The sequence below is a fragment of the Actinomycetospora soli genome (assembly GCF_021026295.1).
GTDB classification, from domain to species: domain Bacteria; phylum Actinomycetota; class Actinomycetes; order Mycobacteriales; family Pseudonocardiaceae; genus Actinomycetospora; species Actinomycetospora soli.
The window spans coordinates 1-21,288 of sequence record NZ_JAJNDA010000030.1; the positions used below are offsets into that span (position 1 = coordinate 1).

The 21,288-nt window shown below is 75.3% G+C and carries 19 protein-coding genes and 1 tRNA gene; 4 read left to right on the top strand and 16 right to left on the bottom strand.

Annotated features, from left to right (window positions below; translation table 11 throughout):
* The 7 genes from LN037_RS28955 to eno all read right to left on the bottom strand — a co-directional run.
* Nucleotides 1-940 (bottom strand): PIG-L deacetylase family protein (locus tag LN037_RS28955; protein ID WP_230760016.1); only part of this gene is annotated, 940 nt, incomplete at its 3' end.
* Nucleotides 941-1,200: 260 nt separating this feature from the next.
* Nucleotides 1,201-1,274 (bottom strand) — tRNA-Leu (locus LN037_RS28960).
* 12 nt (nt 1,275-1,286) lie between these two features.
* Entirely contained in the window at nt 1,287-1,991 is a 705-nt protein-coding gene (locus LN037_RS28965; protein ID WP_230760019.1) for a uracil-DNA glycosylase, read from the bottom strand.
* The gene (locus tag LN037_RS28970; RefSeq protein ID WP_230760021.1) at nt 1,988-2,959 is read right to left on the bottom strand and encodes a Ppx/GppA phosphatase family protein; all 972 of its coding nucleotides are present in this window, start codon (nt 2,957-2,959) and stop codon (nt 1,988-1,990) included. The genes LN037_RS28965 and LN037_RS28970 overlap by 4 nt, the downstream gene beginning before the upstream one ends.
* 377 nt (nt 2,960-3,336) lie before the next feature.
* A complete protein-coding gene (locus LN037_RS28975) occupies nt 3,337-3,861 on the bottom strand; it encodes a DUF501 domain-containing protein (RefSeq protein ID WP_230760023.1) in 525 nt (174 codons plus the stop codon).
* Nucleotides 3,862-3,869: 8 nt separating this feature from the next.
* Nucleotides 3,870-4,472, bottom strand: coding sequence for an FtsB family cell division protein (locus LN037_RS28980; RefSeq protein WP_230760026.1), 603 nt, complete (start codon nt 4,470-4,472; stop codon nt 3,870-3,872).
* A gap of 8 nt (nt 4,473-4,480) precedes the next feature.
* Nucleotides 4,481-5,767: a phosphopyruvate hydratase gene (gene eno, locus LN037_RS28985; protein ID WP_230760028.1), complete on the bottom strand. Its 1,287-nt coding sequence runs from the start codon at nt 5,765-5,767 to the stop codon at nt 4,481-4,483.
* A 152-nt stretch (nt 5,768-5,919) separates the two neighbouring features.
* On the opposite strand from eno, the gene LN037_RS28990 reads away from it, so the two are divergent.
* Entirely contained in the window at nt 5,920-6,324 is a 405-nt protein-coding gene (locus LN037_RS28990) for a tetratricopeptide repeat protein (RefSeq protein ID WP_230760030.1), read from the top strand.
* An 11-nt stretch (nt 6,325-6,335) separates the two neighbouring features.
* Here LN037_RS28990 and LN037_RS28995 read toward each other — a convergent pair whose 3' ends face one another.
* From LN037_RS28995 to LN037_RS29025, 7 genes are all read right to left on the bottom strand, one after another.
* Complete coding sequence (locus LN037_RS28995) at nt 6,336-7,859, bottom strand: lytic transglycosylase domain-containing protein (RefSeq protein WP_230760032.1); 1,524 nt, start codon at nt 7,857-7,859, stop codon at nt 6,336-6,338.
* Nucleotides 7,860-7,996: 137 nt separating this feature from the next.
* Nucleotides 7,997-9,229: an iron uptake transporter deferrochelatase/peroxidase subunit gene (gene efeB, locus LN037_RS29000; RefSeq protein ID WP_230760034.1), complete on the bottom strand. Its 1,233-nt coding sequence runs from the start codon at nt 9,227-9,229 to the stop codon at nt 7,997-7,999.
* Nucleotides 9,226-10,368, bottom strand: coding sequence for an iron uptake system protein EfeO (gene efeO, locus LN037_RS29005; protein ID WP_230760036.1), 1,143 nt, complete (start codon nt 10,366-10,368; stop codon nt 9,226-9,228). The genes efeB and efeO overlap by 4 nt, the downstream gene beginning before the upstream one ends.
* 33 nt (nt 10,369-10,401) lie before the next feature.
* Nucleotides 10,402-11,250, bottom strand: coding sequence for an iron uptake transporter permease EfeU (gene efeU / locus LN037_RS29010; protein ID WP_230760038.1), 849 nt, complete (start codon nt 11,248-11,250; stop codon nt 10,402-10,404).
* 87 nt (nt 11,251-11,337) lie between these two features.
* Nucleotides 11,338-12,249, bottom strand: coding sequence for a nucleoside triphosphate pyrophosphohydrolase (locus LN037_RS29015; RefSeq protein ID WP_230760039.1), 912 nt, complete (start codon nt 12,247-12,249; stop codon nt 11,338-11,340).
* Complete coding sequence (locus tag LN037_RS29020) at nt 12,246-13,256, bottom strand: hypothetical protein (protein ID WP_230760041.1); 1,011 nt, start codon at nt 13,254-13,256, stop codon at nt 12,246-12,248. Before LN037_RS29020 ends, LN037_RS29015 begins: the two co-directional genes overlap by 4 nt.
* Before the next feature lie 19 nt (nt 13,257-13,275).
* Nucleotides 13,276-14,232, bottom strand: a complete 957-nt coding sequence (locus LN037_RS29025) for an asparaginase (RefSeq protein ID WP_230760043.1) — start codon at nt 14,230-14,232, stop codon at nt 13,276-13,278.
* 57 nt (nt 14,233-14,289) lie between these two features.
* On the opposite strand from LN037_RS29025, the gene LN037_RS29030 reads away from it, so the two are divergent.
* Nucleotides 14,290-14,520, top strand: a complete 231-nt coding sequence (locus tag LN037_RS29030; protein ID WP_230760045.1) for a hypothetical protein — start codon at nt 14,290-14,292, stop codon at nt 14,518-14,520.
* A 102-nt stretch (nt 14,521-14,622) separates the two neighbouring features.
* Here LN037_RS29030 and mfd read toward each other — a convergent pair whose 3' ends face one another.
* Complete coding sequence (gene mfd / locus LN037_RS29035; RefSeq protein ID WP_230760047.1) at nt 14,623-18,285, bottom strand: transcription-repair coupling factor; 3,663 nt, start codon at nt 18,283-18,285, stop codon at nt 14,623-14,625.
* A gap of 183 nt (nt 18,286-18,468) precedes the next feature.
* Here mfd and LN037_RS29040 point away from each other — a divergent pair, with 183 nt between their 5' ends.
* Together LN037_RS29040 and LN037_RS29045 are read left to right on the top strand one after the other, a co-directional pair.
* On the top strand, nt 18,469-19,917 hold the full coding sequence (locus LN037_RS29040; protein WP_230760049.1) for an MFS transporter: 1,449 nt from the start codon (nt 18,469-18,471) through the stop codon (nt 19,915-19,917).
* Nucleotides 19,917-20,435, top strand: coding sequence for a DUF2771 family protein (locus LN037_RS29045; RefSeq protein ID WP_230760051.1), 519 nt, complete (start codon nt 19,917-19,919; stop codon nt 20,433-20,435). The genes LN037_RS29040 and LN037_RS29045 overlap by 1 nt, the downstream gene beginning before the upstream one ends.
* A 451-nt stretch (nt 20,436-20,886) precedes the next feature.
* Here LN037_RS29045 and LN037_RS29050 read toward each other — a convergent pair whose 3' ends face one another.
* Nucleotides 20,887-21,273, bottom strand: a complete 387-nt coding sequence (locus tag LN037_RS29050; RefSeq protein ID WP_169182663.1) for a cold-shock protein — start codon at nt 21,271-21,273, stop codon at nt 20,887-20,889.
* Nucleotides 21,274-21,288: the final 15 nt, after the last annotated feature.

Below are 21,288 nucleotides of genomic sequence, written 5' to 3' on the forward strand. Positions count from 1 at the left end.
AGACGAGGTAGACCTCGCGGGGCCCCGGCGCCCACCCGTCCGGCAGTTCAACGTCGTGCTCGGCGTCGTGCCCCGGGTCGCGGTCCGCACCGCCGAGCGCCGCGGTGAAGGCCGCGCTCGCGGCGTGCTTGCGGGCGATCAGCGTGTCGGTGAGCAGCACCTGCCGCGCCCGGCGCCACGGCACCTCCGCCGAGTCCGGCCCGGCCCAGGTCCACGCCCGGTCCAACCAGCGCACGAGGCGTACCCGGTAGGCGGCCGTGACCACCTCGGCCGCCCGGCCGGCGGCCTCGTGGTCGTCGTCCCCGTCGCCGGACCAGGGCGCCAGCACGCACAGCCCGCCCGGGTCGTCGGAGAAGCCGACGATCTCGCTGACGGCGGCCACCACGTCGGACTCCGCGGCCGCCACGCCGCCGTCGGGCAGCCCGAGCCGGTGCCGGCGCACGACGGAGAGCCCGAGGGCCCGGTACGCGGCCTCGGCGGCCGCCTCGTCCGGGTCGACGTCGTCGTCCTCCCCGGTCGGTCCGACCGGGTCGTCGTCGCCGTCGGGGAGGTCGTCGAGCGCGCCCGCGAGGAGGTCGTCGAGGCTGATCGGGGCGGTGGCCGCGGCCGGGGCGGCGGGCGCCGCGGCCGTCGTCACGTCGGTCAGCCGGCCGTCACGGGCGGTGTCGGCGGGCAGCGAGGTCGGCGGGCAGCTGAGGGTGGGACGCTCGGTGAGGCTCACGACGTCGACCTCGGCGTGCCGGGAGCCCAGGCGGCGGAGCAGACCGCCCGCCGCGCGGATCTCGTCGCGCGGGTGGGGCGCCACGACCACGATGCGGCGGCACGAGCGCAGGGTCAGGGGCCGCAGCGTCTCGAGCGCGGACCACGGCGGCCGCACGGGCGCGGACACGTCGGACCCACCGGTCCGCGCAGCACCGGTCGCCTCCGCGAAGTCAGCCACCCTGCTCACCTCCCCGCCGGAAGTCTGTCCCATGGATCTCGCCCGTTCGGAGCAGCACGCGGCGGAGAACGCCGAGCGGTCCGGGACACGACGCGAACGGTCACACCGTGCTGCACCCCGGCCGTCCGGACGGTCCCCACGATGGCGCAGCCGGGTGAGGACACGGCGACGACGGTCTCTCGCCGGAGCGACGACCCGGCGACGGGGGGACGTCGACTCGCCCGACACGGGGTCGACGGACGGTGAACGTCCGGTGACGGTGCCCCCGGTGGGGTTCGAACCCACACTGCGGCGATTTTAAGTCGCCTGCCTCTGCCGATTGGGCTACAGGGGCCTGTGCGGGAACCTACAGGCCGGCTGCCCGCGCGGCCGCCGCCAGCACCTCCTCCAGCATGGCCGGGGTGAGCCGTCCGGTGAAGGTGTTCTGCTGGCTGACGTGGTAGCAGCCGAAGAGCTGCAGCGGGTCGCGCTCCGGGCGGCGGGACGCGAGCTCGACCTGCACCGCGTGCCCGAAGCGCGGCCGCGGGCGCGGGACCACCCACCCGTCGTCGAGCACGGGCAGGAGGGCCTGCCAGCCGAAGCCGCCGAGGACGACGACCGAGCGGATGCCGAGGAGCAGCGCGAGCTCGCGCTCGAGGAAGGGCCGACAGGTGTCCCGCTCGGCCGGGGTGGGCTTGTTCTCGGGCGGGGCACAGCGCACCGGGGCGACGATCCGGACGCCGGACAGCTCCAGCCCGTCGCCGGGCCATGTCGCCGTGGGCTGCGAGGCCAGCCCGACGGCGTGCAGGGCGGCGTAGAGCACGTCGCCCGAGCGGTCGCCGGTGAACATCCGGCCGGTGCGGTTGGCGCCGTGCGCGGCCGGGGCGAGGCCGACGATCGCGAGCCGGGCGTCGGCGGGCCCGAACCCGGGCACCGGCCGGCCCCAGTAGGTCTGCTCGCGGAACGCGGCCCGCTTCTCGCGGGCGACCCGCTCCCGCCACTCGACGAGCCGCGGGCAGGCCCGGCAGTCGGCGATCTCCACGTCGAGGGCGGCGAGCGCGGCTTCCGTCACGGTGCGCGGCTCGCGCGGGCGCACTCCCGGGCGATGCCGTCGAGGATGTCGTGCTCGGACACGACGAGCTCGGTGATGCCCGCCCGCTCGGCCAGCTCCTCCGCGAGGACCCGCACCACGAGCGACCCGCCGCCGATGACGTCGACCCGGCCCGGGTGCATCGGCCCGAGCGCGGCCCGCTCGGAGCGCGGCATCGCCTCGAGGCGCAGGCAGGTCTCGCGGACCTCGTCGAGCCCGAGCCGCGCCAGGTGGATCTTCTCCGGCGCGTAGGAGCGCAGGCCCATGGCGACGGCGGCGATCGTCGTCGCGGTCCCCGCGACCGCCACCCAGGTCTGGACGTCGCCGACCTCCACGGCGTCGAACGCCGGGGCGAGCGTCTCGCGCGTGAACGCCTCGGCCTCGGCGACCTGCGCGGCCGACGGCGGGTCGTCGTGCAGGGCCTTCTCGGTGAGCCGGACGCAGCCGACGTTCGCGGAGTAGGCCGCCGCCACCTCCGCGGCGACCGCGTCCCACGTGCCGGCGACCAGTTCGGTGGACCCGCCGCCGACGTCGGCGACCACCGCCGGGCCCTCGTCGGGATCGAGGTCGGCGACGGCGCCCGCGAAGGACAGCCGGGCCTCCTCCTCGCCGGTGATCACCTCGGCCTCGACGCCGAGGATGTCGCGCACCATCGAGAAGAACTCGTCGCGGTTCTCCGCGTCGCGCGACGCCGAGGTGGCGCACAGCCGCACCGTGGTCGTCGAGGTGCGCCGCAGCATCTCGCCGTACGCGAGCAGCGCCTCCTTCGTGCGCGCCAGCGACTCCGGCGCGATCCGGTGCGTGGCGTCCACGCCCTGGCCGAGACGGTTGACGCGCATCTCGCGGTGCACGTCGGTGAGCCACTGCGAGCCGTCCTCGCGGACGGTCACGTCGGCGACGAGCAGGCGGATCGAGTTGGTCCCGCAGTCGATGGCCGCGACGCGCGGCATGGGCGCTCCCTCCGGCGATGGATCGCGCGTGAGGTTACGGCGCCCGCCGGTGCGGTGCGGGACGGCGGTCCGGGTGGGGGGTGCGGGACCGGCTACCGGGCGGCGGACGGCGGGTGTCGCCGCCCGGTAGCCGGTCCTCTCAGCACCCGCGGGGTCCGGCGGAGAACCCCGCGGTCCGGTGGGCCGTCCGCACCACCGGAGAACCGGGTCGCCGGTGAGGGCGACGTGACCATCGTCGCCCGAGCGACGGTGCCGCGGCAATCCGGAACCGGTTCCGACACCGTGCCGTGTCGGCGGATCACCCGTGTCGTCGTCCGGGAGCGACGCTGCGTACGGGGCGGGGTGTCCGGAGATCCTGTCGCGGCGACACGGACCGGTCACGCCCCGTCGTCGGTCGTGGCGCCGGTGACGGGGTCGGTGGTCGCCACGCACGGCCCGGCCGCCCACCACTCCGGCAGCAGCGCGAGCGCCTCGTCGCCGGCCGGGTTGACCCCGGGCCCCGCCGCGAGGGTGTGCGCGACGTGCACGTGCAGGCATTTCACCCGTTCCGGCATGCCGCCGGCGCTGACGTCGGTGCCCAGCGACCCGATCGCGTCGCGCTCGGCGAGGTAGGACTCGTGGGCCGCCCGGTAGGCCGCGGCGAACGCCGGGTCGGTCGCGAGCCGGTCCTGCTGCTCGCGCATGAGCCCCTCCGCCTCCAGCGACCCGATCCGGGAGGTCAGGCGCGGGCAGGTGGCGTAGTAGAGCGTCGGGAACGGCGTGCCGTCCTCGAGCCGCGGCGCCGTCTGCACGGTGTCGGGCAGCCCGCAGGGGCAGCGGTGGGCGACGGCCCGCAGACCCCGCGGGGCGCGGCCGATCTGGGCGGCGATCGCCTCGCGATCGCCCTCACGGACGGGTTCCATGCCTGCTTTTAGGGCTGGGTGGCCGAGGTGCCGAGCGTCCCCCTGGCCACGCGGGTGTACCAGGGCAGGTCGGCCTCGCTCGGCGCGATCGGCGTGTCCTGCTCGGGCGCCCGGGCCGCGTCGCCGGGCAGCTCCACGCGGTAGGGCGTCTCCCCCGGCCGCGCGTACCCCAGGCGCGCGCGGGCGAGCGCCTCGACGTGCGCGGGGTCGTCCATCGCCGCGCGCTCGCCGCGCAGCCGGGCCGCCTCGGCGTCCAGCCGCTGCTGCTGCGCGGCGACCGCCGCGATCTCGTGGCGCTGCGAGACGTAGTTGCGCAGCGGGACCGCGACGGTCAGCGCGAGCGCACAGACCACCACCGCCAGCAGCGCCGCGCGGCGGGCCGTCGACAGACCCAGGGCGCCCCGGGTGGCGTGGACCGCCCGTGCCGCGGCCTGGGCCGCCGCCGGGGTGTTCTTCCCGCGGCCCGACAGCGGGTGCCGCCGCAGGGCGGCCCGCTGCGGGTCGCGGCGCGGACCCTGCCGGGCCCGTTGGCGCCCGCGTGACCGCGCCGCGCCCGCACCCGTCGTCGGGAAGGATCCCGTCGACGGCTGGTCGGGCGCGGTGGCGGCCATGCGGGGGCTCAGGCCTCCGGGTCGAAGCGCGGGAAGGCGAGGTCGCCGGCGTAGCGCGCGGCGTCGCCGAGCGCCTCCTCGATGCGGAGCAGCTGGTTGTACTTCGCCACGCGCTCGGAGCGGGCGGGGGCACCGGTCTTGATCTGGCCGCAGTTGGTGGCGACGGCCAGGTCGGCGATCGTGGTGTCCTCGGTCTCGCCGGAGCGGTGGCTCATCATGCAGCGGTAGCCGTACTGCTGGGCCAGGCTCATCGCGTCGAGCGTCTCGGACAGCGTGCCGATCTGGTTGACCTTGACCAGCAGCGCGTTCGCGGCGCGGCGCTCGATGCCCTCCTCGAGGCGCTCGATGTTGGTGACGAAGAGGTCGTCGCCGACGATCTGCACGCGGTCGCCGACGTCGGCGGTCATCCGCGCCCAGCCCTCCCAGTCGTTCTCGTCGAGGGGGTCCTCGATGGAGACGAGCGGGTAGGCGTCGATCAGCTCGGCGTAGTACGAGCTCATCTGCGCGGCGGAGCGCTTCTGGCCCTCGAAGGTGTACGTGCCCTCGGACCAGAGCTCGCTCGCGGCGACGTCGAGGGCGAGGACCACGTCGCGCCCGAGCGTGAGCCCGGCCTGGCCGACGGCGGTGGCGATGAGGTCGAGCGCCTCGCGGTTGGTCGCCAGGCCGGGGGCGAAGCCGCCCTCGTCGCCGAGGCCGGTCGACAGGCCGTTGCGCTTCAGCACCGACTTCAGCGCCTGGTAGACCTCGGCGCCCCAGCGCAGGGCCTCGCGGAAGGTCTCGGCGCCGATCGGGGCGACCATGAACTCCTGGATGTCCACCCCGGAGTCGGCGTGCGCGCCGCCGTTGAGGATGTTCATCATCGGCACGGGCAGCACGTGCGCGTTCGGCCCGCCGATGTAGCGGAACAGGTCCAGCTCGGCGGACTCGGCGGCCGCGCGGGCGACCGCGAGGCTGACACCGAGCAGCGCGTTCGCGCCGAGGCGGGACTTGTCGGGGGTGCCGTCGAGGTCGATCAGCTTCTGGTCGACGACCCGCTGCTCGGTGGCGTCCATCCCGACGATGCCGGGGCCGATCTCGTCCAGCACGCCGGCCACGGCCTTCTCGACACCCTTGCCGAGGTAGCGGCCCTTGTCGCCGTCGCGGAGCTCGACCGCCTCGTGCTCGCCGGTGCTCGCGCCGCTCGGGACGGCCGCGCGCGTCAGCGTGCCGTCGTCGAGCGCCACCTCCACCTCGACCGTCGGGGTCCCCCGGGAGTCGAGGATCTCCCGAGCGCCGACCTGCTCGATGACCGCCACGGGCTCCGCCTCCAGGAAAATCGGTTCGTCGGTGGCCGGGCGCCGACTCTAACCGCTCCTCGTCCGTGATCGATGTGCGCCACGCAGCGTCACACCCCGCGAGCCCCGGTTCAGCCCTCGCGTCGGGCGCGTTCGGGTCCTACCGTGCGGGAATGTCATCGGAGCGCTGGACGGAGAACTTCCCGGAATCCGGTGTCACCGCCTTCCGTCGGGCGGAGCAGCTGCTCGACGACCGACGACCGCTCGACGCCCTCAAGGCGCTCGGCACGCTGCCGGAGACCGAGAGCGAGGCCGCCTCGGTGCAGCTCCTCGCCGCGCGCGCCTACCTCGCGTCCGCGCAGCTGCGCCGGGCCGAGGCGGGCTTCCTGCGCGTGCTCGAGCTCGACCCGGCGGACCACTACGCGCGCTTCGCCCTCGGCCGGTGCCTGCAGCGGCAGTCACGCCTGCCCGAGGCCCGGGCGCAGCTGCGCATGGCGGCCGCGATGGACCCGCGGCCCGAGTACCAGGAGGCGCTCGGCGAGGTCAGCGCCTCGATCGCGCTGCGCCGCGGGGCGTAGGGGCCGGGCGGCTAGGGCGACGTGCTGTTCGCGTACGCCTGGGCGGCCGCGTAGACCCGGCGGCCGTACTCGTCGGAGTAGTTGTACGACAGCACCGCGTCGCGCCAGCCCTCGCCGGTCGCGAGGTCCCGGCCGCCGGCGCAGAGGTAGCGGCCGGCGGCGAGGGCCGCGTCGAAGATGTTGTTCGGGTCGGCCACGCCGTCGCCGTTGCCGTCCGAGCGCCACCGGGCCCACGTCGACGGGATGAACTGCAGCGGCCCGACGGCGCGGTCGAGGGTCGGGTCGCCGTCGAGGAGGCCGCCGTCGGTGTCGGTGATGGTGCGGTTGCCGCTCGTGCCGTCCAGCGGGACGCCCACGATCCGCGGGGTGACGTCGCCGTTCGGGGCGATCCGCGCGCCGCGGTAGCGCCCGTGGTTGGACTCGATGCGGGCCAGCCCGGCGATCGTCACCCAGCTCAGGTGGCAGCCCGGGTCGACCTTGCGCAGCGCCAGGTCCGCCATGCCGTAGGCCTGCAGCGCCACCGGCGGGACGTTCGTCCGCGACGCCAGCCCGGCGGCCCACGCCGAGATGGTCGGGGCCCGGCCCGGCTGCGGGGCCGACGCGGTCCCCGGCAGCAGCGCCGAGGGCGGGGCGATCGCGTTCGGCTGCCCGACGGTGTTGAGGTCGACCTGCGCGGGGGCCACCTCGAGGGCCGGGATCTCGTCGGCGCCGGCGTCGGTCCGCCCGAACTGGCTGCGCGACTGGAGCACCACCACGGTCCCGACGACCGCCGCCACCAGCACGAGCACCAGCGCCAGCCGACCCAGCGCCGCCGTGTGCTTCTTCGGCGGCTCCTTCGGGGTGCTCGGCGCCGGGGGGCCGCCGACCGGCAGCTGCCGGTCCGGTCCCGACGACGGGTCGGGCGTCCCGGTCGGCCGCGGGGCGGGGGTGGGACGGGGACCGGGCGTCGGACGCGGGCGGCCCGTCGTGGTGCCGGCGGCGGTCTCGTCACCGGGACGCCCCGGCGGTGCCGCCGGGGCCGCGGGGGCCGCGGGGTCCTGCTCGCCCCCGGCGGGGGCCACCGGGACGCGGAGCCCGCGGGACCGTCGGCGCGGCCGGGTGTCGGACGCCCGGTCCGGGGCGGTCGCAGCGAGGGCCTCCGACGGTGCGCCGCCGACGGTCGCGGGGTCCGTCGGTCCGGCGGGTGGCCCGGCGGGCAGCTCGGCCGGCGGGGCCGGGTCGGCGGGAGCGGCGCCGTTCTCCGGGCCGTCGGCGGCGGGCGCCGTCGCGGCGAGTGCGGCCGCCGGGGTGGGCGTCGGTCGCGGCGTCGGTCGCGGGGTCGGTCGTGGCGTCGGTCGTGGCCTCGCGGGCGCCTCGTCGAACCACCCGGCCGCCGGCGACCCCGCCCGGCCGCGCGACCCGCCGTCGGGAACGGGGAGGCGGTCGGTGGCCGAGTCGTCCGACAGCGGACGGCGCAGGGGCGCCGTGACGTCGTCGGGCTCGCCGTCCTCGCCGGACGGGCCCGCTCCGCGGTGGGAGTCGACGCTCGTGCTCATCGACGGGAAGGTTACGGCCCGGTCACCGCGGCCCGTTCCCGGGCCGACGATGTGGCCTTTCCTGTCACTGGGCGCATGCAGTGACGCTTTCCTGTCACCGACCTGTCACCGACCTGTCACCGCCGAGGCGAGGGCGCTCACCCCTCCAGCAGCGACTGGCCCCAGTACGCGCCGTCGGCCGGGCCACCGGGGCAGGCGAAGACCGCCGACCCGGTGTGCTCGATGTACTCCATCATCCGGTCGTACCGGGCCAGCGCGCTCTGCATGGGCACGAACTGCCGCTGCGGGTCGCGCATGAACGCGAGGAAGAACAGGCCGGCGTTGAGGTGGCCGGCGCCGTCGGACCCGTCGACGAAGTTGTAGCCCCGGCGCAGGATCCGCACCCCGCCGAGGGCGGACGCGGAGGCGAGCCGGATGTGGGCGTCGTCGGCGATCAGCGGCGAGCCGAGGTCGACGGGGGCGAACTCGTCGGTGGCGCCGATCGGGGCGCCGGTCCCCTTGGTGCGTCCGGTGAGCGACTCCTGCTCGGTGAGCGAGGTCCGGTCCCAGGTCTCGACGTGCATCCGGATCCGGCGGGCGACGAGGTAGCTGCCGCCGGCCATCCACGGTGCACCGTCGGCCGGGTCGGCCCACACGTGCTCGTCGAGCGCGGCGGTGTCCTCGGCCTTGAGGTTGTTGGTGCCGTCCTTGAAGCCGAACAGGTTGCGGTGGGTCTGCTGGGCGGTCGACGTCGACGAGGTGCGGCCGAACCCGAGCTGGGACCAGCGCACGGCCGTCGTCCCGAAGCCCATGCGCACCAGGTTGCGCACGGCGTGCACGGCGACCTGCGGGTCGTCGGCGCACGCCTGGATGCACAGGTCGCCGCCGGACAGGGCCGGGTCGAGCTGGTCGCGCTGGAACGGAGGCAGGTCGGCGAGCGCGGCGGGCCGCGGGATGCCGAGCTTGTCGAGCAGCGAGCCGCCGATGCCGAAGGTCAGGGTCAGCGAGGCGGCCGGGAGGTCGAGCGCCTCGCCGGTGTCGGTCGGCGGGGCCGCCGGGTTGCGGTTCACCGCGCCGCCGGGCGCGGCCTCCGCCCCCGCCGTCATGCGTTCGGCCGCCGTGGTCCACCGCCTGAGCAGGGCGACGACGGCCTGCCGCAGGATCGGGCCGGTCGCGGTGACGTCGAGCGCGACGAAGTGCAGCCGGTCCTGCGCGGGCGTGACGATCCCGGCCTGGTGCACCCCGCGGAACGGCACGACCGCCTGCTCCGGCCGGCCGGGCTCGGCCGACGACCCCGCGAGGTAGCCGCCCGCGACGCCGGCGCCGACCAGGGCGGTCCCGGCGCCGGCCGCTCCGAGCAGCCGACGCCGGGTGAAGCCGCGCAGGCTCATGCCGCGATGATCCCCGCGACCTGGCTGACCGGTTCGCTGACGGCGTCGACGGCCTCGGTCATCTTCTTGGTGTCGTCCGGCGTGAGCTGGGTGTAGAGCCTGAACCCGTCGCCGGCGCGGTAGTTCTCCAGCAGCGCGTCGAGGGCGGCGAAGCGCTGGTCGAGGGTCTGGCCGAGCACCGGGTCGCGCTGGTCGATCACGGGGCGCAGCGCGGCCACGGCGGCCTGCGAGCCGTCGACGTTCGCGCGGAAGTCCCACAGGTCGGTGTGCGAGTAGCGGTCCTCCTCGCCGGTGATCTTGCCCGTGGCGACCTCGTCGAGCAGTTCCTTCGCGCCGTTGGCCAGCTGCAGCGGGGTGAGCTGCACCGTGCCGACGCGCGACTGGAGGTCGCGCACGTCGGCCATCAGCCGGTCGGCCATCGCGCCCGAGTCGGGCTGCAGGCCGGTGACCCACAGGTCCTTCTCGAGACGGTGGTAGCCGGTGAACTCGACGCCCGGGTCGCGCTCGTCGTCCTCGCGGCCGTCGATCTTCGGGTCGATGTCGCCGAAGGACTCGGCGACGGGCTCGATGCGCTCCCAGTAGGTGCGGCTGACCGGGAAGAGGGCCTGGGCGGCGGGGACGTCGCCGCGCTTGACCGCCTCGGTGAACTCGCCGGTCTTCGTCACGAGCGCCTCGGTCTGCGAGGTCGTGTACCGCTGGTAGCCCTGCACCGCGGCGGCCAGCGCGGCGTCGCCCTCGACGGCCGCGGCGGCGTTGCCGGTCACCGTGAACGGGGCGCGGATGCCGTCGCCGACCATGCCCGGCTTGCAGGCGGTCGTGTACGTGCCGCCCTGCGGGACCTCGACGGTGAGCGGGCGGGTGAGGCCCGGGCCGATGTTCTCGACCTCGCCGATGATGCGGTCACCGGCACCGTAGAGGTAGAACTCGGTCACCTTCGACCCGGCGTTGCGGATGGTGAACGAGACCGTCCCGGCCGGGGCGGTCGCGGCGGACAGGTCGCAGGACGTGTCGCTCGCGGTGACCGAGATCGGGCCGGGCTGCCCGGGCGCGCCCTGGGGCGCCGCGGTGCTGGTGCAGCCGCCGACCACGACGGCGGCGAGGGTCGCGGCGAGCGTCGCGAGGACGGGACGTGCGGACACGGTTCTCCTGTCGGAATGGGTGTGTGGGGAGCTTCAGGCCGCGCCGGCGGCCGCGGTCTCGCTGTCGGCGGCGGGCGGCGCGGTGCGCCGGACCGGGCGCAGGAACAGGGTGAGCACGACGGCCACGTAGGCGACCCAGACGACCGCCTCGAGCACGGTGGTCTGCGGGGAGAAGTTGAAGACGCCCTTGAGCAGGGTGCCGTACCAGGAGTCGGCGGGGACGGCGGCGCTCACGTCGAACGCCAGCGTGTACAGGCCGGGCAGGATGCCCGCCTCCTGCAGGTCGTGGACGCCGTAGGCGAGGATGCCCGCCGCGACGAAGACGAGCAGCACGCCGGTGACGGTGAAGAACCTGCCCATGTTCAGGCTCAGCGCGCCCCGGTAGATCAGGTACGCGATCACCACGGACGCGGCGATGCCGATGAGGAACCCGATCAGCGGGCCCGTCGTCGAGCCGGCGGCCTGCACCGCGGCGAAGAAGAAGATCGCGGTCTCGAGGCCCTCGCGGCCGACGGCGAGGGCGGCCATGACGACGACGGCCACCGGGCCCATCGCGATGGCCTTCTCCAGCCCGCCGCGCAGCTCGGTCGAGATCGACCGGGCCGCCCGCCGCATCCAGAAGATCATCCAGGTGACGAAACCGACCGCGACGATCGAGAGCCCGCCGCCGAACGCCTCCTGCGCCTCGAAGGTGAGGGCCTGCTCGGTCAGCGTGAGGACGAGGACGACGCCGATGCTCACGGCGATCGCGGCCCCGACGCCGAGCCACACGCGGGGCAGTTCGCGGCGTCGGTCGGTCTGGACCAGGAAGGCCACGAGGATGCTGACCACCAGCGAGGCCTCGAGGCCCTCCCGCAGGCCGATCAGGGCGTTGCCCAGCATGTTCCGTCCGTCCTCACGTTCGAGCCGCTCGAAGGTGAGGTGAGGCTAGCCTTCGCGATCAGGCGACGGAAGCACCGGAGTTCACCGTTACTTCACGAGACCGACCTGTTGCGCAGCGCGACGCCAGAACTCGACTTCCCGGGACGAACCACCCGCCGCGGCCTCCAGATCGCGGACGCGTGTGGCGAACGCAACGGCCGCTGCGCGCAGCTCGCCCTCCGGGTCGCCGCCCGGTCCGGCGGCCTCGACGACCGCCCGCGCGACCTCCGAGTCGGTGGCCGCGAGGGCCGCGAGGACGTCGTCCGGGACCCCCGCCCGCCGCACCCGGCTGACGTACTTCGCGAGCAGCGCGGCGGCGGGCTGGGCCTGCGCGACGCCGTCGAGGACCGAGTCCCGCTGCTTCTCGGTGGCCTTGAGCTCCTCCCACCGGCGGTCCTGGTCGCTCGCGGTCGCCACGGTCTCCCCGTCGGCGAACACGTGCGGGTGCCGCCCCACGAGCTTCGCGACGAGCTCGGCCGCCACCGCGTCGACGTCGTACCCCTCCCCCTCGGCGGCGACCCGGGAGTGGAAGAGCACCTGGAGCAGCACGTCCCCCAGCTCCTCGCGGCTCGCGGCGACGTCGCCCGCCGCGAGCGCGTCGTAGAGCTCGTAGGTCTCCTCGACGAGATAGCGCAGCAGGCTCTCGTGGGTCTGCTCGGCGTCCCACGGGCAGCCGCCCGGCGAGCGCAGCCGGTCCATGACGGCGACGGCCTCCAGCAGCTCGACGCCCGCGGGGGCCTGCGGGTCGCGCCCCGCGACGAGGACGACCGCCCCCTCCGGCACCGACCCGTCGTCGGGACGCGGGCGTGCGCCGAGCTCCGCGGCGAAGCGGGCCGCGACCGGCTCCGGCAGGGACGGGTCCAGCAGCACCGCGGGCGCGGCCGCGACGAGCCGGACCGCGCCCGCCGGGAGGACGGCGCCGAGCCGCGGGTCGACGTGGACCGTGACCGGTCCGCTCACGGCGCGGTCGGGGCGAACGCCACGCTCGGCGCGAGCGGGGTGATCGTGCCCGCGGCGGCGGGCGGCGCGACGACCGCGTCCTGGGTGGGGTCCCAGGTGCCGTAGCGCGGGTTGACCTGCACGCCGAGCTCCACGGCGAGCGGCTGGACCGCCCGCCGTCCGAACTGCGCGAGGGTCCGCGCGTCGACGAGGGCCGCCGGGACCGTGTTGCCGGTCGGGGCGGGGGCGGCGAGGGAGCGGTCCCGCACGCGGATGACGGTCCACGGCTGGGTCGTCGGGTCCGGCGTCGGCGCGCCGGGCGCCGTCTCCTGCTGCGGCGAGATGAGGGTGACCGTGCGCCCCGGCAGCCCGAAGATCGGCGAGGAGGGCGTCCGGATCACGGCGTCGGACTGGGCATTGCCCGGGCGCACGCCGCGATCGAGGATCTGCATCCCGGGCGGGAGCGCCGCGAGGGGTCCGACGCCGGGGTCGGCGGCGAGCTGCGTGGCCGCCCGCTGGGCGGCGGCCTTGTCCCCGAAGGTGCCGACGTCGACCGTCACCTGCAGCCGGTCGAACTCCCGGCGCCCGATCTCGGCGAGGGCCAGCTGGTCGAACACCAGGTCGCGCAGCGCGTCGACGTCGAGCCCGGTGGTGGCCGTGGACCGCGCGCCGCCGGCGGCCGCCACCTGCGCCTCCACGCGGGCCGGGTCGACGACGATGCCCGCGCGGCGCGTCGCCTCGAGGACGATCCGGTGCTGGACGGCGAGGCCGAGCAGCGCGCGGTTCTGGACGGCGAGAGTGGGCGCGTCCAGGCCCGAGCTCTGCCGCCCCTCCTGCTGCGCCTGCTGGTTCAGGGCGTCGACGAGGACCGGGACGGCGGTGCGCAGCCGCGCCTCGACCAGGTCCGTGGGGATCGTCGCGTTCCCGACGACGGCCGCCGTCCCGGCCCCCACCTGAGGTCCGGTGGCGGTGGAGCAGGCGGTCAGGGCGGTCAGCGCGACCAGTGCGAGGACGATCCGGCGCAGCACGGGCGACACCTTCTCATGGTCATGCGACCCCGACGCGAGCCATCCACTCCCGGGCGGCCCCGATCGGGTCGTCGGGGTGCGCGGCGATCGCGACCGCGAGCAGCATCCGCGTCTGCCACGGCGACAGGTCGCCCGCGAACAGCGCTCCCGCGCGCGCCAGGTCGGCGCCCCCGCCGGCGTACAGGCCCTCGACCGCGCCGCTGCCCGTCCGGCTCGCCACCGCGACCGGGATGCCGCGGTCCAGCAGTTCCCGGGCCTTCCCGACGACGGGTGGGGTCGCGTTGCCCGCGCCGAACGCCGCCACGACGACGCCGCGGGCGCCCGCGTCGACGGCGGCGGTGACGGCGTGGTCGTCGGCGCCGACGTACTGGGCCACGACGTCGACGCGCGGGAGCGTGGTGGGCGGCTCGGCCAGCCCGGTCGCCGGGGCGACGGCGTGCTCCCGGACCCGGTGGGCGTCGACGCTCGCGAGCGGGCCCCGTCCGGGCGCCGCGAACGCGGTCAGGGCCTCGGCGTCGACCTTGCGCACCCCGATCGCGGGGAGCACCTGCCCGGCGAAGGTGACCGTGACCCCGTGACGGCCGTGCGCGGCCCAGCGCAGGGCGGCCGCGAGGTTGCCCGGCCCGTCGGGAGCCGGGTCGTCGAACGGTCGCTGGGCCCCGGTGATCGTCACCGGGGTGCGCCCGTCGTGGGTGAGGGCGAGCAGCGCCGCGGTCTCCTCGAGGGTGTCGGTGCCGTGGGTGAGCACGACCCCGTCGTGGTCGGCGCACGCCTCGCGGACGGTGCGGGCGAGTGCGGCGAGGTCGTCGAGGCCGGCGGCGAAGCTCAGCCGCCCGGCCGTGTCCACGGGGGTGACGTCGAGGTCGGTCCCGGACGCGGCGAGCAGGTCCGCGGCCGTGGCCGAGACCGCGCGGCCGTCGGCGGTGGCGCGGGTCGCGATCGTGCCGCCGGTGGCGAGGAGGGCGAGTCGGCTCACGGGCGCAGTGTGCGCGACTGGGCGCATCGACGTCGGGCCGGGCGGGAAGCCCGCCGTGTGAGCAGCGACGACGACCGCGACCCGACCCTGTTCGAGAAGCGCCCGGGCGCCGACCAGAAGCCCACCGGGGGCCGCAGCCGGCTACCCGTGGGGGCGCTCCTCGGCGGGTTCCTCGCCCTGCTGGTGATCCTCGCCGCCGTGCTGTTCCTCGGCGCCTCGTGCACCGGCGGCGGCTCGAACGGGCAGACGACGGGGCCCGGGATCGTGCTGCTGGTGCCGGGGTCCTGACGTCGGCCGGCGCCACTCCCGTGCGGGTGGCGCCGCCCGTGCGGGTGGCGCCGGCCGCACACCCGACGTCAGGGACGTGCCACGGCGGTCGGCCGCGGCGGACTACACCCCGGCCGGCACCTTCGCGGCCGCCGGTCGCTCGCCGTAGAGCGCCACGAACAGCTGCTCGCACCAGGCGAGCAGCTCCAGGTCGCGCAGCGGCGCGGCGCCCATCTTGACCGGACCGCGCTGACCGCCCGCCCCCGACGAGCCCTCGGTCGGGCGCGGGAGCGACAGCGTCTGCGACGCCGCCTTCAGCTGCGCCCGCGGGTGCAGCCGCTTGAGGCGCATCTGCGCGGACTCGGGCAGGTCGACCGGCGCGAACCGGATCTGGTTGCCCTGCCCCGACACCTCGGTGATGCCGTAGCGGCGGCACGCCTGCCGGAACGCGGCGACGGCGAGCAGGTTCGTCACCGGCACCGGCGGCTCGCCGTACCGGTCGACGAGCTCCTCCTTGACCGCGTCGAGCGCCGCGGCGTCGGCCGCCTCGGCGATCTTGCGGTACACGTCGAGGCGCAGCCGCTCGGTGTCGACGTAGTCGTGCGGGACGTGCGCGTCGATCGGCAGGTCGACCCGCACCTCGGCCAGCGGCTCGTCCTCCTCGCCGGCCGCGTCGGTGTGCTTCTTGAACGCCTCGACGGCCTCGCCGACCAGCCGCACGTACAGGTCGAACCCGACGCCCGCGATGTGCCCGGACTGCTCGGCGCCGAGGATGTTGCCGGCGCCGCGGATCTCGAGGTCCTTCATCGCGACCGCCGTGCCCGCGCCCAGCTCGGAGTGCTGCGCGATGGTCGCGAGGCGCTCGTGGCTGGTCTCGGTCAGCGGCTTGTCGTTCGGGTAGAGGAAGTAGGCGTAGCCCCGCTCCCGGCCGCGGCCGACCCGACCGCGCAGCTGGTGGAGCTGCGAGAGCCCGAGGGCGTCCGAGCGCTCGACGATCAGCGTGTTCGCGTTGGAGATGTCGAGGCCGTTCTCGACGATCGTGGTGCAGACGAGCACGTCGTGCTCGCGCTCCCAGAACTCGTTGACCGTGCGCTCGAGGCGCTCCTCGGCCATCTGCCCGTGCGCGGTGGCGATGCGGGCCTCGGGCACGAGCCGGCGCAGGCGCGCGGCGGTGTCGTCGATCGACTGCACCCGGTTGTGGATGTAGAAGACCTGCCCGTCGCGCAGCAGCTCGCGGCGGATCGCGGCGGCGACCTGCTTGTCGTCGTACGCGCCGACGTAGGTGAGCGTCGGGTGCCGCTCCTCCGGCGGGGTGAGGATCGTCGACATCTCGCGGATGCCGGCGAGGCTCATCTCCAGCGTGCGCGGGATCGGCGTCGCGGACATCGAGAGCATGTCCACGTGGGCCCGCAGCCCGGTGATGTGCTCCTTGTGCTCGACGCCGAAGCGCTGCTCCTCGTCGATGATGACGAGCCCGAGGTCCTTCCAGGTGATCCCGGTCTGCAGCAGGCGGTGGGTGCCGACGACGACGTCGACGGTGCCGTCCGCCAGGCCCTTGACGGTCCGGTCGGCCTCCTTGCCCGGCGTGAACCGGGAGAGGCCGCGGACGGTCACCGGGAAGTTGCGCATCCGCTCGGTGAAGGTCTGCAGGTGCTGCTGGGCCAGCAGCGTGGTGGGCACGAGGACCGCGACCTGCTTGCCGTCCTGCACCGCCTTGAACGCCGCACGCACCGCGATCTCGGTCTTGCCGTAGCCGACGTCACCGGAGATGACGCGGTCCATCGGGACCGCCTTCTCCATGTCCGACTTGACCTCGTCGATCGCGACCGCCTGGTCGGGCGTCTCGGTGTACGGGAACGCGTCCTCCATCTCGCGCTGCCACGGGGTGTCCGGGGCGAACGCGTGGCCGGGCGCGGCCTGCCGGGCGGCGTAGAGCTGGACCAGCGACGCGGCGATGTCGCGCACCGCCTTGCGCGCCTTCGACTTCGTCTTCGACCAGTCCGAGCCGCCGAGCTTGTTCAGCGTGGGCAGCTCGCCGCCGACGTAGCGGCTGATCTGGTCGAGCTGGTCGGTGGGCACGAACAGCCGGTCGCTCTGCTGGCCGCGCTTGGACGACGAGTACTCCAGCACCAGGTACTCGCGGGTGGTCGCGGCCTTCCCGGTGCCGGTGGTCCGCTGGGTCATCTCGACGAACTTGCCGATGCCGTGCTGGGCGTGGACCACGAAGTCGCCCGGCTGCAGCGTCAGCGGGTCGACCGCGTTGCGCTGCTTCACCGCGGCCCGCTTGGTGGGGGTGTCCGCACCGGCGTTGCGGGCGCCGGTGAGGTCGGCCTCGGTGACGACGACGAGGCGGCTCGCCTCGGCGACGAACCCGTCGGCCAGCCGGCCCCGGGTGACGACGATGCTGCCCGGGCGCGGCGCCGCCGTGCCCGACACCACCGGCACGTCCTCGCCGACGAACTCCCGCAGCTGCTCGACGGCCCGCTCGGCGGTGCCCGCCGCGGGCAGGACGACGAGCGCGGCGCCGCCCGCGGCCGCGTGGGCGCGCAGGTCGACGGCGGCCTTCTCCCAGTCGCCGCGGTAGGAGTCGACGCCGGCGATCCCGGTGCGCAGCACCCGCGTGCCGTCGCTGGTCACCGAGTCGTTCTCGAGGTCCGGGTCGGTGGCGAGGCTCGAGAGGGTCCACCAGGGGTGGCCCGCCGCGCGCGTGGCGGCGCGCACGACGTCGAGGTCGCGGTACGCGGAGGCGCCCAGGTCGATCGGTGCGCGGCCGTCGGTGGAGTCGGCCGCGACGAGCCAGCTGGCCTCGAGGAACTCCTGGCCGGTGCGGACCAGGTCGGCGGCCCGGCGCGCGACCCGCTCCGGGTGGCAGACGACGACCGAGGAGTCGTCGGGGAGGAACTCCGGCAGCAGGCGCAGCTCCCCGGGCAGCAGCGCGGGGATCAGCGACTCCATGCCCTCGGTGGGGATGCCTGCGGCGACCTTGCCGAGCAGCTCGCCGAGCGCGGCGTCGGTCCCGTGGACGGTGTGCAGCTCGGCGGCGCGCTCCCGGACCTCGGGGGTCAGCAGCAGCTCGCGGCACGGCGGGGCGACCACCTCGGTGGGGCGGGCGGACCCGTCCTCGCGGTCGGGCAGCGAACGCTGGTCGGCCACCGAGAAGCAGCGCATCTCGGAGACCTCGTCGCCCCAGAACTCGATGCGCACCGGCGACTCGGCGGTCGGCGGGAAGAGGTCGACGATGCCGCCGCGCACGGCGAACTCGCCGCGCTTCTCCACCATCTCCACGCGCGCGTAGGCGAGGCCGACGAGGCGCTCGGCGAGGTCGCCCAGCTCGATCTCGACGCCCTCGCGCAGCACCACCGGCTCCAGGTCGCCCAGGCCCGGGACCAGCGGCTGGATCAGCGAGCGGGTGGCCGTGGTGACGACGCGCAGCGGGGTGTCGCCCGGGTGGGCCAGGCGGCGCAGGATGTCGACGCGACGCCCGACGGTGTCGGCCCGCGGGGACAGCCGCTCGTGCGGCAGCGTCTCCCAGCTGGGCAGGTAGGCGACGGTCTCCGGGCCGATCAGCTCCGCGACCGACGCGGCCAGCTCGTCGGCCTCGCGCTCGGTGGCGCAGACGACCAGCACGGTCCGCTGCGCACCCGCCGCGAGCGCCGCCGCGAGCAGCGGGCGCAGCGCGGTGGGGCCCTCGACGGCCGCGTCGCGCCCGGCGGCGTCGGCGACGCCCGCCAGGCCGGGATCGGCCAGCAGGACCGCGGTGAGTTCGGACAGCGCAGCGGGAGACACCCGGGAACCGACTCCTGACGGGGTGGGGAGGATCGACGACCAGTCTACGAGAACGCCCCGACAGCCTCGGGGCTTCCCGGCTGGGCACCTCCCGGTGCACGCAATGCGTCACTGCTTGCACCCGGTGCCGGGAAAGGCCACATCGTCGATGATCAACGGCTCGTCGTGGGCGACGATGGACCCGTGTCCCACCCCGATCCCTCCCCGGACGACACCAGCCGCGCCGGCTGGTCGGCGGGACGACGGCGCGAGCGGGACACCCGTCGTCAGGAAGAGCCCCCGCCCACCCGGCGCCTGACCGGCCAGGACCCCGACGACCCCGGGCCGCGCAAGATCACCGTCACCCGCGTCGCCGCGTGGCGCGCCCGGAACCTGACCCGCGCGGGGGCGCGGGCCTTCCACCGCGCCGCGTCCGCCGACGGCGCCGACCGCTCCGGGCTCACCGCGCTGACCTACGCCTGGATGGCCAACTACGCCTCCGACGCGACGCTCGCCGTCGCGCTCGCGAACACGCTCTTCTTCTCCGCCGCGAGCGCGGAGTCCAAGGACAAGGTCGCGCTCTACCTGCTGATCACGGTCGCGCCGTTCGCGCTGGTCGCCCCGGTGATCGGCCCGCTGCTCGACCGCATCCAGCGCGGCCGCCGGTGGGCGCTCGCGGTCTCGACGGCGGGTCAGGGCGTCCTGGCGGTGGTCCTCGCCCTGTTCATGGACACGTGGGCGCTCTACCCGGCGGCGCTCGGGATCCTGGTGCTGTCGAAGTCGTTCGGGGTGCTCAAGGCGGCCGTCACGCCTCGCGTGCTCCCGCCGGGGATCACGCTGGTGACGACGAACTCCCGGCTGACCGTCTTCGGACTGGTCGCCTCCGGGGTGTTCGGCGCGCTGGCGGCCGGGGTGTCGTACCTGTTCGGCTCGCCGGGCGCGGCCTGGCTCACCGCGGGCATCTGCTTCGCCGGGGTCTGGCTCTGCCTGCGCATCCCGCGGTGGGTGGAGGTCACCGAGGGCGAGATGGAGACGGTGCTGATCCCCCGCCCGGGCTTGTCCCGACGACGGGTGCGGATGAGTCCGCAGGTCGTCACGGCCCTGTGGGCCAACGGCACGATCCGCTCCCTCACCGGGTTCCTCACGCTCTTCGCGGCGTTCGTCGTCAAGGCCCAGACCGAGGGCACGCCCGGTCGGCAGCTGCTCCTGCTCGGCGTCGTCGGGGCGGCCGCGGGGGCCGGCGGGTTCCTGGGCAACGCCCTGGGCGCCCGCCGTCGGTTCGACCGCCCGGACCTGCTGCTGATCAGCGCCCTGTGCGCCTCCCTCGCCGCCACCGTGACCGCGGCGATCGTGGTCGGGCTCGCGACGGCGGCCGTGGTCGGCCTGGTGGGCGCGACCGCCTCGGCGCTGCTCAAGGTCTGCCTCGACGCGGTGGTGCAGCGGGACCTGCCCGAGGCGGCGCGCGCGTCCGCGTTCGGGCGCTCGGAGACGATCCTGCAGCTCACGTGGGTGTTCGGGGGCACGCTGGGCGTGCTGCTGCCCCCGACCTGGTGGATCGGGTTCACGGTGATCAGCGGCGTGCTGGCGATCGGTACGGTGCAGACCGTGCTCACCTCGCGCGGCCGCTCCCTGCTCCCCCGCCGCTCCGCCTGATGCTCGCTCGGCTGCGGGCGGTGCCCCGCTGGGTGTGGATCGCCGTCGTCGCGATCGTGGTCGTGGTGGCCGCCGTGGTGACGGTGCTGGTGGTGACCTCCGGCCCCGACGACCCCGGTGACGTCACGTTCACCGCGAACGGGATCTCCGTGCCGGCGTCGCCGACCGTCTACTGCGACCTGATGGTCACCGACTGCGAGACCGACCCGACCGCCGTCGCGAGCCTCCCGCTACCGCCCGGGGTCGCGGTGGACCTGACCGTCCCCGACGCCGTGCTCCCCACGCCCTGGCAGGTCGCGTTCGTCTACCTCGACGAGAACGGCGCCGAGCAGAGCGGGCGCAGCCAGGTGTTCGCGCCGAACGCGCGCTCCTCGTTCCGACTGGTCCTCCCCGACCCCCGCTGGCGCCTCCAGCGGGTCGAGGTGCAGCAGTTCGGGGCCAGCCAGACCGTCACCGCGCAGGGCGACCTGTTCTCCACCCGCTCCACGTGGGTGCTCACGGCGGCGGGGGCGGCCTGAGCCTGCCCGGTGGCCTCTTCGACCTCGGCGGCCCTGCCTTGTCGCGGGGAACCTCCCGGTCGGCCCCACCTTGTCGTTGTGAATCACCGCGACAAGGTGGGCGGGCCTGCGCAGAAGCCCACGACAAGGCCTGAGCCTGCCCGGCGCCCTGGTCGCCCTCCGCGGCCTTGCCGGCCTGGTCGGCCAGACCTTGCCTTGTCGCGGGGAACCTCCCGGCCGGCCCCACCTTGTCGTTGTGAGTCACCACGACAAGGTGGGCGGGCCCGTGCAGGAGCCCACGACAATGCCTGAGCCGGCCCGGCGCGCCAGCCCTCACCGGCCTTGCCGGCCTGGTCGGCCAGACCTTGCCTTGTCGCGGGGAACCTGCCGGCCAGGCCCACCTTGTCGTTGTGAATCACCGCGACAAGGTGGGCGGACCCGTGCAGGAGCCCGCGACAGGGTCGCGCCGGGGTCAGCCCTCCAGCTCGCGCGCCACCGCGCGGACGACCTCGGCGAGCCGCTTCGTGTTCCGGCGGTCGGGGTAGCGGCCGCGGCGCAGGTCGGGCTGCACCTTGGCCTCGAGCAGCTTGATCATGTCGTCGATGAGCCCGTGCAGCTCGTCGGGCGAGCGGCGCTTGGCCTCGGCGACGCTGGGCAGCGGGTCGACCAGGCGGACCTGCAGGGCCTGCGGCCCACGGCGGCCCTCGGCGATCCCGAACTCCACGCGCTGCCCCGACTTCAGGGCCTCCACCTCGCGCGGCAGGGATCCCTTGGGGACGTAGACGTCGGCCCCCTCCTCCTGGGAGAGGAACCCGAACCCCTTCTCGGCGTCGTACCACTTGACCTTGCCGGTCGGCACCGTGCTCACCCGTTC